Raw genomic sequence first — 15,565 nt, forward strand, 5'->3', positions numbered from 1 at the left:
ACCCATCGCGACGCTTGTCGTCGCTGACGAGCAGCGCGAGGCTGCGATCGGCGACGCAATCGTCGTAAATCCAGACACACCCGGTCCAAAGGATTCACGATCGCTGCGCAATCGATCGCAACCTCGCGCTGCTCGTCAGCGAATACGGGTTTCGTTGGTACAGGCTTTTGCCTAGTCCGCTTTGACGATGATCAGTAGCGCGCCAGGCCGGATTATTCGTCATACAGCGCCCGCGCATTCGCGCAGCGAGAGACTGACGGAGAACAGACGGATGGATCAGATACGAGAGAAAAGTCCGATAGAGCTTGAGCTGCTGGAACGCGCGCGCAATCTGATACCTGCGCTTAAAAGCCGTTCAGCCCAGGCGGACAAGGATTGCAAACTGCCCGATGAAACCGTTCGCGACATGCAGGAGGCAGGTTTGTTTCGCGCCTTGCAGCCGAAGATGTGGGGCGGCCACGAAGTCGATCTGCGAACCTTTTTTGAAATCCAGATGCTGCTGGCCGAGGGCTGTATGTCCACTGCCTGGGTGTTTGGTGTGGTCGGCGTTCACCCGTGGCAACTGGCACGCTATCCGGTAGAAGCACAACGTGACGTCTGGGGCGAAGACAGCTCCACGCTGGTGGCTTCTACCTATATGCCAGTGGCCAAAGTCACCCCGGTCAAGGGCGGCTACCAGGTCAGTGGGCGCTGGGGGTTTTCCAGCGGCAGCCAGCATGCGCAATGGTGCCTGCTCGGCGGTATCGTGCCGCAAGACGAAACCGGCCCGACCGAACACGGCACCTTCCTGATCCCGGCCAGTGACTATCGCATCGAGCAGAACTGGGACGTGCTGGGTCTGCGCGGCAGCGGCAGCCACGACATCATCGTCGAGGACGTTTTTGTCCCGGCACATCGGGTACAACGCACCAATAATTACAGCCTCGAAGCCACACCGGGACGGCTGGTCAACACCAACCCGATGTACTCGATTCCATTCGCCCAGGTGTTCGCTCGCGCCGTATCGACGTCGGCCATTGGTGCGCTGCAAGGGGCAATCAACGAGTTCCGCAGCAACGCCGCCGCGCACATTGGCAAACATGGTGCCAAAACCGCCGAAGACCCGGCAGCACAGGCCGCCGTCGCCGAGGCCACCATCACCGTCGATTCACTCAAGCTGGTGTTGATGCGCAATTACGCAAACCTCATGGCGCTGGCCACTGCCGGCGAGTATCCGGATGTTGAAACCCGCTTGCTGTATCGCTACCAGTCTTCCCATGTCACCAATGTCTGCGCCGACCGGGTCAGCGACCTGCTGCGCTGCATGGCGGCTTCGGGTTTGTACAGCACCAACCCGGTGGCCCGATATTTCCGCGACCTGCACCAGGCGCGCGGGCATATCGCCAACAACGAAGCGGCCTATCGACGCAGCTATGGCGTAGTGCAATTGGGTTTACCCAACTCGGACCCTTTTGTTTGATCGAGTAATGAGTTTCTGACCTCAGCGGATGGCATAACAATAATGACGGCTCAAGTTCAGTCTCAGTCCAGCTATGACGTAATCGTGGTCGGCTCCGGTGCGGGGGCGATGACCTCGGCCCTGTTTGCCGCCGACCAGGGCCTTTCAGTGCTGATTGTCGAGAAAAGCGACAAGTACGGCGGCACTTCGGCGATTTCCGGTGGTGGTATCTGGATCCCGAATAACCATTACTTCGCCGCGATCGGCGGGCGGGACAGCGCTGAGCTGTCAATGCAGTACCTGAAGGCCGCCACCGGTGAACACGGTGATCCGGTGCGCCTGCAGGCGTATCTGGACAACGCAGCACCCATGATCAAAAAACTCACCTCCAACAGTCGGGTGCGCTATGCCGTGGCCGACAAATACCCGGATTATTACCCGCAATTGCCCGGCGCCCTGCCGGGCGGGCGGACCCTGGACCCCGAGCTGTTCGACACCAGCTTGCTTGAGGAAGAACTGCCCAATCTGCGCAAACCTTCACCCTCGACCCTGCTGATGGGGCGTATTGCGTGGACTGCCCGTGACGCGCACAAGGCCATGGCCCGCAGCTTCGGCTGGCAATGGCTGATTTTCAGATTGATGGCCCGTTACAAGCTGGACTTCAAATGGCGACGCAAGAGCAAATATGACCGTCGGGCGGCCCTGGGCAGTTCGCTGGTGGCGTCCCTGCGCCGTTCGCTGATGGATCGCAATGTGCCGCTGTGGCTCAACACCGACTTCCAGGACGTGCTGCTGGACGGTGATCGCGTTTGCGGGATCAAGGTTGCAACGGGCGGCAGAATTCTTGAACTCAAGGCCCGGCGCGGGGTGATCTTTGGCTCGGGCGGTTTCGAGCAGAACCAGACCCTGCGTGAAAAATTCCTGCCGCAACCGACCAAAGCCAGCTGGAGTGCTACGCCACCGGGCAACAACACCGGGGCCGCACTGGAAGCGGGGCTCAATATTGGCGCGGCTACGGCGTTGATGGACTGGGCGTGGTGGGCGCCGACCATTGCCGTGCCCGGCGAAGAAAAACCGCGCGGGGTGTTTGCCGAGCGTGCGTTTCCGGGGGCCATTGTGGTCAACAGCCTGGGCCATCGATACGTTAACGAGGCAGCGCCGTATCTCGAATTCGTTGACGCCATGTACAAGGACAACCGCAAAACCGACGGTCGCACGGTGCCGTCATGGGTGATCTTTGATGGCCATTTCCGCTTTCATTACGCCATGGGCCCTTTGATGCCGGCCCAGGTGATGCCCGATAGCCGCTTGCGCAAGGAATGGCTCAACACTGTGTACTGGAAGGCTGACAGCCTTGATCAGTTGGCCATGCAAATCGGCGTGGATGGCGCCGGGTTAAGCAACACCGTAAGCAAGGTCAATCAATACGCGAAAACCGGGGTCGATCTCGATTTCGGGCGCGGTGGCAATGTGTTCGACCGCTATTACGGCGACTCCAATATCACACCCAACCCGTGTCTGGCGCCGATGCGCAAAGGGCCTTACTACGCCATGCGCCTGGACGCCGGAGACATCGGCACCAAGGGCGGGCTGCTGACCAACAGGCACGCGCAAGTGGTGCGGGAAGACGGGCGGCCGATCAGTGGCCTGTATGCCATTGGCAACTGCTCCGCCTCCGTCATGGGCACCAGCTATCCCGGGGCCGGGGGCACTCTGGGCCCGGCCATGACCTTTGGCTATATCGCCGCCAACCATATCGCCAGCAGCGTGCCGGTGGCAGCCAGCACTGCGCCAGAGGCGGTGTCATGAACCGGCCCCGGACCGCCAGCATCACTGAAATCCTGCCCCCGCTGCACCTGGACCGTCTGGCGGATCGGGACTGGGACCAAAGCTGCGACGTACTGGTGATCGGTTGGGGGGCTGCCGGCGCCTGCGCCGCACTGGAGGCCCGTAGCCAGGGGGCCGAGGTGATTGTCGCCGACCGTTTTACCGGCGGCGGCGCCAGCGCCAAGAGTGGCGGCGTCGTGTATGCGGGCGGCGGTACCCGACAGCAGCAGGACGCAGGTTTCAGCGACACCCCGCAAGCGATGTTTGACTACCTCAAGCACGAAACCCGTGGCGTGATCAGCGACGACACCTTGCGCAAATTCTGCGATGACAGTGCCGACAACCTGCGCTGGCTCGAAGGCCACGGCGCACGCTATGCCCACAGCATGCCTGCGGGCGGCAAAACCTCGTATCCCGCCGATGGCTATTTTCTGTATTACTCCGGCAACGAACTGGTGCCGTCCCATGGTGGCGAGCAACCGCCGGCACCACGCGGTCATCGCACGGTGGGCAAGGGGCAATGCGGTGCTGTGCTGTATGGCCATTTGAAAGACGCCTGCCTGCGCGCCGCAGTGCAGCCCTTGCTGCAAACGGCGGCGCGGCGCTTGGTGGTCGATGACACCGGGCGCGTGGTCGGTGCCCAGCTTTGGCGTTTGCCGCCGGGCTCCCGTGAAGCCCGTGAGCATGCGCGTCTGGCGGCCCGCGCCGAGCGCTGGCAAAACTTCGCTCCCGGTTATTGCGATCGCCTGCGACAAAAAATCAGCCAGCTGGAGCGAGATCATGGGCAACCGATACTGGTCCGGGCGCGGCGCGGGGTCATCCTTAGCACCGGTGGCTTTATCTTCAATCGCGACCTGATCCGCGAACATGCACCCAAATTTCGCCGTAATTTCAAGGTGGGCGCTACCGGTTGCGATGGCAGTGGCTTGCGCCTGGGGCAATCGGTCGGGGCGCAAAGCGAACGCTTGAGCCGTGTGTCGGCCTGGCGCTTTATCAACCCGCCTTTTTGCTGGCCCAAGGGGATCGTGGTTAATGCCCAGGGGCAGCGCTTTTGTAACGAAGAAGTGTATGGCGCCACCCTGGGCCAGCCATTGTGTGAAGAGCAGGGCGGTCAGGCGTGGCTGGTGCTGGATGCGCGCTTGCGCAAGCAGGCCATCCGTCAGGCCTTGTTCGGGGGGTATTGGTGGTTCCAGAGTTTGCCTGCACTGGCCCTGATGCTGCTGAAGGTGCGCAAGGGCGAGAACCCTGATCGGCTGGCCCAGGTATGCGGTATGCAGTCCGGGGAGCTGAGCGGCTCGTTGCAGGCGTATAACGCAGCTGCCCGGGGCGAAATCGCGGATGCCTTCGGCAAGTCTGAGAGCAGTCGCCAGGTGCTGGATAAAGGACCGTTCTATGCCTGCAATATCAGTGTCGACAACCCGGTATTTCCGCTGGGGGCGTTGACGTTGGGCGGGCTGACAGTCGATGAAAACAATGGCGCGGTGCTGGACGACAACGGCCGCCGGATTGCCGGGCTGTACAGTGCCGGGCGCACCGCCATAGGCGTGGCATCACACCTGTATATCAGTGGTTTGTCCCTGGCCGACTGCGTGTTTTCGGGACGCCGGGCAGGGCGGGCCTGCACCGGTATTGACCGCAATGCAGACCACTTTATTGCTGATCCGCTCGTGAGCCATCAAGCGTCGGCCGGCGCGCCTATAGAACAAGGATCGCCCCATGAGCGCACGTGTTAAAGGCAAGGTCGCGCTGATCACAGGCGGCGCCAGTGGCGTGGGCAGGGCCAGTGCCCTGTTGTTGGCCCGAGAGGGCGCGCGCGTGGTGATCAGCGACATAGATGTGGCCTCGGGCCGTGCCCTGGCTGAAGAAATCGGCCCGCAGGGGCTTTTTATTGAACAGGATGCCGCCAGTGAAGCGGACTGGGCCCGGGTAATACAGACGATTGGCGAGCACTATGGCCAGCTGGATATCCTGTTCAACAATGCCGGGATCTTGCTCAAGGGCGATATTGAAAACACCTCCCTGAGCGATTGGCAGCGGGTGCAGCGGATCAACTCCGACAGCGTTTTTCTGGGTTGTCGCGCTGCCATTGGCCTGATGAAACAGGGCGGCGGCTCGATCATCAACATGTCTTCCATCGCCGGTGTGGCCGGGCGTGATGACTACGCAGCCTATAGTGCCTCCAAAGGCGCCGTCGCTGCGCTCTCGCGTACCGTGGCGGTGATGTGCAGGCGGCGTAAATATCGCATCCGCTGCAATTCCCTGCACCCGGACGGCATTCTCACACCCATGACCACGGCTACTCTGCCGCCAGGCTTGGACCCCTGGAGCCTGACCATTGATGCAGACCCCATGGGGCGCATGTGCCTGCCTGAAGATGTCGCCGCCAGTGTGCTGTTTCTTGCCAGCGACGAGTCGCGCGCCATCAACGGCATCGAACTGCGAATCGACAGCGGCCAGTTTGTAATGAGTATTTGAAATGAATTCACCTGCCTATTTCTCCTTGCGCGTCGCGCAAATCGTTACTGAAACCCCGGACTCCAAATCGCTGGTGTTTGAGGTACCCCAGGCCCTGAATGAGCAGTTTTCTTATAAAAGCGGCCAGTTCCTGACCCTGCGGGTGCCCTTTGAAGGCGGCTGGTTGCCACGTTGCTATTCGTTGTCGAGCACACCGCTGGTGGATGAGCCACTGCGGGTCACGATCAAGCAAGTACGCGACGGCAGGGCTTCGAACTGGTTGTGTCAGCAGTTGCGCGAGGGCGATCAACTGCAAGTACTGGCCCCGGCCGGGGTCTTTGTGCCGCGCCATTTTGACGATGACTTCGTGTTGTTCGGCGGCGGCAGCGGGGTAACCCCGGTGTTGTCGATTTTGCGTTCGGCGTTGATCGCAGGCAGCGGCCGGGTGCTATTGATTTATGCCAACCGTGACGAGGCCTCGGTGATCTTTGCCGGCGAGCTCAAAGCGCTGGCCAGCGCCTACCCGCAACGCCTGCAAGTGATTCACTGGCTCGATTCGGTCCAGGGGATTCCTTCGGTGGCACAACTGGCGCACATGGCCAGGCCGTTTGTGCATGCCCAGGCCTTTATCTGCGGTCCGGGCCCGTTCATGGACGCGGCGGTCAGCGCCTTGCATGAAGTGGGCATGGACCATGGGCGCATCCACGTCGAACGTTTTGTCTCCCTGCCTGAAGAGGGCAGCGTGGAGGCGCTGGCGCCGGTCAATACCGATGTCATCGCCAGCCAGCTCTCGGTACGTCTTGATGGCGAGGAGTTCGAAGTGCCGTGTGCCGAAGGCGAAACGGTGCTCAATGCCATGCTGCGCGCCGGGCTGAAACCGCCCAGCTCGTGCCTGGTGGGATCTTGCGCCACCTGCATGTGCACCGTGGAGCGGGGCAGTGTCGAGATGCTGCGCAACGATGCCCTCGACCAGCAGGAACTCAATGACGGCTGGGTACTGGCATGCCAGTCCGTGCCCAACAGCGAACACCTGCGGGTGTGCTTCCCCGAATAATCAGCCGGACGAGTGATCGATGACTTTTAGCCCCATGACTATTCCCCAGCTACTGATTGATGCCGCACAGCATCATGCAGGGCGTACCGCTATCGAAGAAAACGGTGAGTGCACCGACTACCGCGACTTGCCGCACCTGGCGCTGGCCGTGACCCGCAGCCTGATGGCCCGGGGTATCGGCAAGGGTGACCGGGTGGCGATCTGGGCCCCCAATGGCCGGGACTGGATCATTGCGGCACTGGGCATTCATTGCGCAGGGGCGGTGATGGTGCCGGTCAACACCCGTATGAAAGGCAACGAGGCGGCTGATATTTTGCAGCGCAGTGCCAGCCGGCTGTTATTTGTCCAGCCGAAGTTCTTGGGCAGTGACTACCTGGCCTTACTCGCCCCCCATCGTCCCGATACCCTCGAGGGGCTGGTGCTGCTGGGTGACGCCCCGGCGTGGGATGAGTTTCTGGCCGGCGGGTCAAGCGTCAGTGAAGCCGACGCCCGGCAGCGGGCAGCCGGGGTCCGTGCCGATGACTTGAGCGATCTGCTGTTCACCTCGGGCACCACCGGTAAACCCAAAGGGGTGATGAGCGCCCACGGGCAAAACATCCGGGCGTTCAGCGAATACGTGAAGGTGATTGGGTTACGTGCCGGTGACCGCTACTTAGTGATCAACCCGTTTTTCCATGCCTTTGGCTACAAGGCGGGCTGGCTGACGTGCCTGCTGGCCGGGGCCACCATTTTGCCGCACCCGGTGTTCGATGCCGAAGCGGTCTTCCAGCGCATTGCAGCCGAGAACATCAACGTACTGCCGGGGCCACCGACCCTGTATCTGTCGATGCTGGCGCACCCCAAACTGGCTGAAACCGACCTGTCGAGCTTGCGCATTGCCGTTACGGGGGCCGCGACCATCGCCCCGAGCCTGATCGAACGGATGCGCCGCGAACTGGGTTTTTCGGTGGTGACCACGGCCTATGGACTGACCGAGTGCGGCGGCCTGGCGACCATTTGCAACCCGGCCGATCCGGCGCAGACCATTGCCAGCACCAGCGGGCGGGCGATTGCCGGTACTGAAGTGAGCATCCGTGACCCGCAAAACCGAGCCCTGGCGGCGGGTGATACGGGCGAAATCTGCCTGCGCGGCTTTCACGTGATGCAGGGTTACTTTGAAGACCCGCAAGCCACTGCCGAAACCATCGACACTGAGGGCTGGCTGCACACGGGTGACATTGGCCAGCTGGATGCCGCGGGCAACTTGCGCATCACTGACCGCCTGAAAGACATGTTTATCGTCGGTGGCTTCAACTGCTACCCGGCGGAGATTGAAGCGGGCCTGATCGAACACCCGGCCATCGCCCAAGTGGCGGTGATTGGCGTACCGGATGAGCGCATGGGCGAAGTGGGCTGTGCCTGCGTGGTGCTGCGCCATGAACAGCGACTGGACGAAGCGGGGCTGATCCTGTGGGCCCGGGAGCACATGGCCAACTACAAAGTGCCGCGCATGGTGCGGTTCTACGAGGCATTGCCGGTCAATGCATCGAACAAGGTGGCGAAGAATGAATTGCGATCATTGATTATGTAGTGGCATTGGCCAGCGCTCCCGCAGGCTGAGCGTTGGCCATCACAGCCATTGGGTTCGAATAGCGTGATTACTCTGTTTTGATTCTGTCCGGGTTGGAGAATACATATCGAGTGCCGGGAAATTCGTGCTGGATGTTCCCGTCAATGACACGGTGTTTGTTACTTGCCAGAACATGGTTCGAAATATACTTAAAGGGCGGGTAGTAGAGAATGTTGTCTTTAGGGGCGTCCATCCAGCAGAAAGAGATATTTTTGTTAAGGAATGCGGATCTCGCCAACTTGAGAAAATCGGGATCGAAGCCAGCGCGACAAACATTAAATTTGACTACACCCACCTCTCTTAAGTTATTTCGACTCAGGTAATCGGCTAGCTCATTAATGCTGAGGCTAAACATTCCGTCCTCATCGCCGTGAGCAAAGATGTCAAGTCTGTCCAACCGATTGATATCAGCATAAAAGTGTTGATTCTGAATTAATGGGGTGTGTTCCTGTTCTAATGTATGTGCATGCAGATAATCATGAGTGCCATAGTAACTTTTCAAATATTCCAGCTCATAGGCCCCGCGCTGCCCAAGGAATGCCGATGCAAACACCGGGAAAATTCTGCCGTGAACCCAGTTTTTGGAGTGGATTAAAGGTATTTTGCCAGCGACAATATAAAGCGTTGTGAAAATTCCCATGTTCATCTAGCCCCGTTTTATATTGTCTGAAACAATCACTGGAGTCGCATAGGCATTGTGAGAACGTCTTATACCACCGCGGGCGAAAAGAACGGCATGCTCCGCCGAAAGATTCATTGCTTTAATGAAGACGTCCTTGTGTCTATAAATGGTACCGCCCATATTTATCTCCTGAATTATATTTGCATTTGTATGTGGTGAGATTTCGATTGGGTGTGCAACTTTTGGTAAATAGTTATTTGGTGCTGTGACAAATAAGCAGGCATGTTTAAATAAGAATAATCTCAAATCCCGCAGGGGGATTTATCCTAAACTTTACATTCAGCGTGCGACTGCTCTCGCACGCATGCCGTTCTGTAGTTGCACCCATTACATCTCTTACTCATTGTTGGTCTCAAGTCAGCGCTTCTATTTTGCCACTCCTCTTAAGCGAACCACGGAGTAGCAAACATGCTTGACCCATCTGACCCCACCCCCGACACCCAATCCGCCGCCAGCCTGCTCAACAGCGGCGACGTCTATTCCGGTGCCTACAACTTCATGAGCAGCGTCAGTGCCGGGGTTGATCCGCGCACCGGTTCGTTCTCGGCCTCGATCAGCCTGCCCACCGGCGCCGCCAACGACCTGCGCGGGCCCATCAGCCAGCTGCGCCTGGGTTACAGCCCTTTGATGACTGAAGACCAGGGTTTTGGCCTGGGCTGGGGGCTCGGCACCACCTCGTGGGACGGTGCCAGTCAGCAACTTCAGCTGAACTCCGGCGAGCGTTTTCGCGGTGAAATTGTTGGCCAGGGCATGCGCTTTCCCGATGTGCGCTTGCCGGTGGTAACAGTCACGGTGCAGCGCCAGGAGATGTGGGTCCGCCACAACGACGGCACCTCTGAACGCCTGACGCCGTTGGCCGGGCACCCGAGCCTGTGGGTGGTCCGCACCCTGGTCGGCGCTGATGGCAGTGCCCTGAACTTTGACTGGCGCTCGATTGGCAACGCGGCTTATTTGCAGCACGTCAGCGATGCCCAAGGGCGAGTCGTTGTCGCGCTGGACTATGAAGGCCCGACCCGTCTGACCTTGCAACCGGGCACGCCCTCACAAGTGGTGATGACTTTTCTGCGTATCTCCGGGCAGTTGCGCCGGGTAACGGTGGACGGGTTGCCTGACAATGGCTGGCAGTTTGACTACAGCACTTCAACCTCGGGCCTGTTGCTGCTGAGCAAATGCACCCAGCCTACCGGCAGCACCGAGGAGGTGACCTACAGCGAGGCCAACGGCCTGAACCTGCCTGCAGGTGCGCCCTTTGCACGGATGCCGGTGGTCAGCCAGACCCGCAAGGACCCGGGCGATGGCCAGCCGGTGCAGCTGGTTGGCTATGACTATGGGCTTTATGGCAGCAACAATTATTTCGGCTGGCCAGCGGTGCGCCAGTGGCGCAACCGCGAGGACAACCTCTACCACCTGACCGGGGGCGGTGATTTTCTGTATGGCTCCACCGAAACCCTGATGGATGCCCGGGGCACGCCGCTGCAAACCATCAGCCGCACCTTTAACCGTTTCCACCTGCTGACCCGCGAGCGCACGCTGCAGGGCCAGACGATGCAGGAAACCGAGACCACCTATTACGACGAACCCTGGCTGCCGATTGCCCGGCAACTGCCTTATTTCCAGTTCCCGCACAAGGTGATTACCCGCAAGGCGCAGCTGGACGGGCAGCGGGTTTTGCGTGAATTGAGTACTGAGGAAGAGACCCGTTACGACGACTTGGGCAACCCGATTTGGCACCGCAATTCCCTGGGCGCGGTTGAGGTGTCCGAGTACTACCCGGTCAGTGGTGAGACCGATAACTGTCCGGCTGATCCGTTGGGCAGGATTACCCGTCTGAAAAGTCGCACAGTGAGTCCACCGCCCGGCACCGAAGGCCCGGTGAAGCAGACTCAATATCGCTATCAATCATTGCCAGTACGTCAGGATGCACCCGAGTTTGCACTGCCGACCTTTATCCAGAGCAGCGAGGAGAAACTGTTGTTGGTGGAGGGCGAAAAACGTACCGAGCTGGGGCGCTCCAGCCAGACCTTTATCGTTGATCCTTCGTCGCCCCATCACGGGCGCATGCTCAGTGAAATTCAGACCGTACAGGGTAAAAGCACCACCCGTTCCTACAGCTATCAGCTCAACCAAGCCCGCAATGCCCGCTCGCTTGAGCATGCAGTGCTGCAGGAAAACGTCACCGTCACCGTCACCGGGCACGATGGGCATGAATCCAGCTCCCAATCCTCGCAAGATCTGTACTCGGGTTTGATGGTCACCGAGCAGACCGATGAGCAAATGCGCATCGCCTTTGCCCACGATGCCCTGGGCCGTGTAGTACAAGAGGTCGCCGCCCCGGATTCGGCGTTCGAGGCCGAGGTCAATTGGGCCTATTCGTTGTCAGCGAACGAACGCTGCCAGACCCGAATCGGCGCTTCCGGGCGTAAGGAAACCGTCTGGCTGGATGGTATGGGCCGGGAAATTCGTCGAGAAAAACAGACCGACAGCGGTGAGACTTATACCGCCTGGACTGGCGAATATGACGTGTTGGGCCGGGTATTTCGGGAGACCAGCTACGACCTCGGTAACGAAGACACTCCGGCCCTGAGCCTGAGCACCGAACGTACCTTTGATGACTGGGGCAATGTGCTGACCGAAACCGGGGCAGACGGCGTCACCCAACACACTGTTGCCGACCCGGTAGCCCTGACCGGCACCCGCTGGCAGACCGACGCCAATGGCGTGGCCGGGCCCAAAACCGTGACCACCCAGGGTCTTGATGGACAGCCTTTAAAAGAACAGGTGTTTTGCGCCGATGGCCTGCTCCAGCACGAACTGAGCTGGAGCTATGACGGGCTTGGACGTTGCATCAGCCAGTCCGATGCCATGGGCCGGGAGACGCGTCAGGAGTGGGATGCCCGCGATCGACTGGTGTCGACTACGTTGCCCGACGGCAGTGTGATCAAGCGCACCTACGCCGAAGGGCACGACGGTGAATTACCGGCCACGGTCTCGATCTCTCATGCTTCTTTGGGCAGTAATGAAATCGTATTGGGCGAGCGCCAATACGATGGTCTTGGCCGACTGGTATGGGAAAAGGTCGGCCAGAGTGTGTCTGAATGGCAATACGCCGAAGGACAAATCCACGCCCATACCCAGACGCTGCCCGACGGCACGCAGGTCCGGACCGAACGCCAACCGGAACTGGGCGGTGCGCTGCTGTCGATGCAGGCGCCCGGAATCCGTGTGTTCAACACGTACGACCCGCTCAGCGGCCGGTTGCTGGAATCACAGGGCAATCTGGGGCTGCAAAAAGATCATTGGTCGCCGTCGGGTTTGCTGACCCAAGCCGATTACGCCTGGCAAGGCGATCAACCGCGCTCGCAGCAACAAACCGCCACGCCATCGGGCAAGGTCACGCGTCTGACCGATGCCGACGGCGCCGAGCAGCGCTGCCAGTACGATGCCTTGGGTCGCTTGAGCCAGCAGCAAGGTCCCGACGTCACGGTTACCGTCACCTACGATGCCGCGTCGCGCATTCACCAGCAGCGCACCCAATCAAAAGATGGCTCGCGGGACATGACCGTGACCCTGGGCTACGACAGCCTCGGTCGCCCGGCTCGGCGCACTACCGATACCCGCACCCCGACTGGGCAACAGGTAGAAGTGCAAACCCAACAGTGGCGCCAAGACGGCAAGCTGACCCAGCGCGAACTGACCCGTGACGGTGTTCTGATACGTCGTGAAACCTTCGACTACGACATCCGTGGCCGGATGATCGCCCAGCAGCTAGTGGGCGAGAAATTACCCGAAGACGCCCACGGCAAAACCTACCGCGAGCAGCACTTCGAATACGATGCGCTGGACAATGTGCGCCGTTTGGAAACCGTATTAGCCGACGGCAGCGCAAACAACGTCACCACATTTACTTACAACCCCTCCGACCTTACCCAGCTGATAAACATCAGTCACAGCCGAAGCGATTACCCGGCGCCGGTAACCCTGGAGTACGACGCCCTCGGCAATCTCAAACGCGACGAGCGCGGTAATCCACTGCACTACGACACCCTGGGCCGACTCATTGGCGTCACCCTGCCTACAGGAGAACGCCGTTGGCACTACGGCCCGGCGGGCAACATCATCAAGACCGAGGATCTGCGCGGCCCCCGCTGGCGTTACCACACCAGCGGCCAGCTCAGTTGCGAGCTGGGTGAAGACACTCAAACCCGCTGGGTACGGGCCGGTGCGGTGCCGGTGGCCGAAAGCCGGCTGGCCTCAGCGGTGCGCGAAGTCATGTTGCTGGGCACCGATGCCCAGGGCTCTGTGACTACTGAGGCCGAGGACGGGATCAATACCCCGGTCTACGGCGCCTACGGCCAGAGCCAGCCCGGCGCCAGCCGCCTGGGCTACGCCGGAGCCCTGCGCGAACAAGACAGCGGCTGGTACTTCCTCGGTGATTACCGCATCTACAATCCGGCGCTGATGCGTTTTCACAGCCGTGACAGCCTCAGCCCCTTCGGTGAAGGCGGCCTCAATGGCTACGCCTACTGCGCCGGCGACCCGGTCAACCGCATCGACCCGTCGGGCCATTCGTGGCTGGACTGGTTGCTGCCGGCGGTAGGGATTGCGTTCGCGTTGGTGGGCACCGTGGCCTCATTCGGTGCATTGGCAGCGCCCACTGCGGCGCTGACTGCCAGCTATGTAACGGCAGTCACCACTGCGACATTGAGCGCGGTGTCGCTGGCCGCAGACGTCGCCTCGATAGCCTTGCTGGCCACCGGCAATGAAAACGCGGGTCGGATTCTGGGCTTTGTGGGTATGGCCACAGGTCTGGCATCAGCGGCGCCGTCAATCGCCGGGGCGGCGGCCAAGGGGGTCAGCAAAGCGGGCAAGTTTGTCGGTGGGTGGCAGAACAAACTGCAAAACGCCGGGGGACGGGGTCGGGGATTTCCTGCGCCCCGGACATACCAGGTGCCAACCCTTCAATCCTTGGCTAACAATGCTGCTGACCCGGGAGACGTATGGCGTGCGACCCGCCACATGGACTTTCCCGGCTCAGCAGACCGCCTGAGCCAAATAGCGCCAGAGGCGGCAAATCGGTATGGCAGTACCAGCGGGCGAGCGTTTAACGAGGTTCGAGGCTATTACCAGAACGCCAATCCAAGGGTCCCGGTGGTCCTGCCAGCCAACAATGTTCCTGCTGGTCAATTACATATCGGAGACGCCATAGCCCCGTTATACGCAAATAATCCGGATTATGTCCGTGAGGTCAGAATGATTGCATCTGATCGGCGCGCAAGATTCGATTACACGGATTTGATCAACGCCAATATACGCCCTGAGAACATTAGAACGGTTTCCAGAGAGTTTTCTAATAATGTGGCTAACTTGACACAGAGACAAAGGGCGCGACCACGTATACGGGAGCTTGTAGATCATTGGGGAGAAGACAGGACTTGGGCTGCTTTCAATGATGTCTGGAGCAGTGTCTATATGTTGCTACGTCAGTAGCAGCTGATTTTGTTACCCGATTAACCCGTTGTCGTTTGAAAGCGCGTGACGGGTTTTGTGCAACCAACCTTCGATAATTGCGTCGGGCGCCGGGGCCCTGGTATTCAAGACAACCGGCGCCACCCCTTACTTGCCCTCAAACACTGGCGTACGTTTTTCAATAAACGCCTGCATCCCTTCTTTCTGGTCCCGCGATGCAAACAGCAGCGCATTGGCTTTGCGCTCCAGGGCCAGGCCGGTCTCCAGCGGGGCATCGACCCCGGCCAGAATCACTTCCTTGATTTGCTCGGCCGCCAGCGGCGGCATGGCCGCAATCAACGTCGCCATCTTCAGTGCTTCGGCTTGCACCTGATCATCATCCACCACGTCACTGACCAGTCCGGAAATCCATGCTTCCTCAGCGGTGATCGGTTGCCCGGTCAATGCCATGCGCATGGCTTTGGCCTTGCCCACTGCCCGTACCAGACGTTGGGTGCCGCCGATGCCCGGCATGATCCCGATGCGGATTTCCGGCTGGCAAAACTTCGCGCTGCGCCCGGCCACAATAATGTCGGCCAGCATCGCCAGTTCACAGCCGCCGCCATAGGCGTACCCGCACACGGCCGCGATCACCGGTTTGGGGCAATGCTGGATGGGGGCCCAGACCCGCTCGGTATGGCGCTGGTAAATATCGATCGGACCGACGCCGGCCATGCTGTTGATGTCGCCGCCTGCCGCAAACACCTTGTCGCCGCCGGTCAGCAGGATGCAGCGCACCTGCGGGCTTTCGGCCAGCTCTGTGAAATAGCGCGACAACAACGCTTGCAGTTCGAGACTCAAGGCATTGGTGGCCAGCGGCCGGTTAAGCCGCAGCAAGGCGACGCCCGGGGTCGGAAATTCAAGCAATACCGGCGCGGCGGTTGGGTCTGACATGGGGTTCCTCATTAACAGGAGCTGTTGCTACAGCGTGCGCTGGATTGTTGCTTTGGCAAGGTGAGGCTTCATCGTCCGTTCAGACGACGAGCAGCCCCGGCA

The 15,565-nt window shown here is 60.1% G+C and carries 9 protein-coding genes; 7 read left to right on the top strand and 2 right to left on the bottom strand.

What is annotated here, in order from left to right; genetic code table 11:
• Window positions 1-271 precede the first annotated feature (271 nt).
• The 6 genes from AOC04_RS07865 to AOC04_RS07890 are packed head-to-tail and all read left to right on the top strand — an operon-like array spanning window position 272 to window position 8,343.
• On the top strand, window positions 272-1,459 hold the full coding sequence (locus AOC04_RS07865) for an acyl-CoA dehydrogenase family protein (RefSeq protein WP_060692159.1): 1,188 nt from the start codon (window positions 272-274) through the stop codon (window positions 1,457-1,459).
• A gap of 42 nt (window positions 1,460-1,501) precedes the next feature.
• Window positions 1,502-3,247, top strand: a complete 1,746-nt coding sequence (locus AOC04_RS07870) for an FAD-binding protein (RefSeq protein WP_060692161.1) — start codon at window positions 1,502-1,504, stop codon at window positions 3,245-3,247.
• Window positions 3,244-4,998, top strand: a complete 1,755-nt coding sequence (locus AOC04_RS07875) for an FAD-binding protein (RefSeq protein WP_060692163.1) — start codon at window positions 3,244-3,246, stop codon at window positions 4,996-4,998. Before AOC04_RS07870 ends, AOC04_RS07875 begins: the two co-directional genes overlap by 4 nt.
• Window positions 4,982-5,740, top strand: coding sequence for an SDR family oxidoreductase (locus tag AOC04_RS07880; protein ID WP_060692165.1), 759 nt, complete (start codon window positions 4,982-4,984; stop codon window positions 5,738-5,740). The genes AOC04_RS07875 and AOC04_RS07880 overlap by 17 nt, the downstream gene beginning before the upstream one ends.
• Before the next feature lies 1 nt (window position 5,741).
• Complete coding sequence (locus AOC04_RS07885) at window positions 5,742-6,773, top strand: ferredoxin--NADP reductase (protein ID WP_060692166.1); 1,032 nt, start codon at window positions 5,742-5,744, stop codon at window positions 6,771-6,773.
• 19 nt (window positions 6,774-6,792) lie between these two features.
• The gene (locus AOC04_RS07890) at window positions 6,793-8,343 is read left to right on the top strand and encodes a FadD3 family acyl-CoA ligase (RefSeq protein WP_060692167.1); all 1,551 of its coding nucleotides are present in this window, start codon (window positions 6,793-6,795) and stop codon (window positions 8,341-8,343) included.
• A 67-nt stretch (window positions 8,344-8,410) separates the two neighbouring features.
• On the opposite strand, the gene AOC04_RS07895 is transcribed toward AOC04_RS07890, so the two are convergent.
• Window positions 8,411-9,028 (bottom strand): hypothetical protein, encoded by a 618-nt coding sequence (locus AOC04_RS07895; RefSeq protein ID WP_060692169.1) that lies wholly within the window; start codon window positions 9,026-9,028, stop codon window positions 8,411-8,413.
• Window positions 9,029-9,472: 444 nt separating this feature from the next.
• Between AOC04_RS07895 and AOC04_RS07900 the strand changes: the two genes are divergently transcribed.
• Window positions 9,473-14,551 (top strand): RHS repeat domain-containing protein, encoded by a 5,079-nt coding sequence (locus tag AOC04_RS07900; RefSeq protein WP_060692172.1) that lies wholly within the window; start codon window positions 9,473-9,475, stop codon window positions 14,549-14,551.
• Between the two features lie 126 nt (window positions 14,552-14,677).
• Here the strand turns inward: AOC04_RS07900 and AOC04_RS07905 are convergent, their stop codons facing one another.
• Window positions 14,678-15,463 carry an enoyl-CoA hydratase gene (locus tag AOC04_RS07905; RefSeq protein ID WP_060692174.1) on the bottom strand — a complete coding sequence of 262 codons (786 nt, stop codon included), beginning with the start codon at window positions 15,461-15,463 and terminating at the stop codon, window positions 14,678-14,680.
• Window positions 15,464-15,565: the final 102 nt, after the last annotated feature.

Source organism: Pseudomonas versuta (assembly GCF_001294575.1).
In the GTDB taxonomy this organism is placed as follows: Bacteria; Pseudomonadota; Gammaproteobacteria; order Pseudomonadales; family Pseudomonadaceae; genus Aquipseudomonas; species Aquipseudomonas versuta.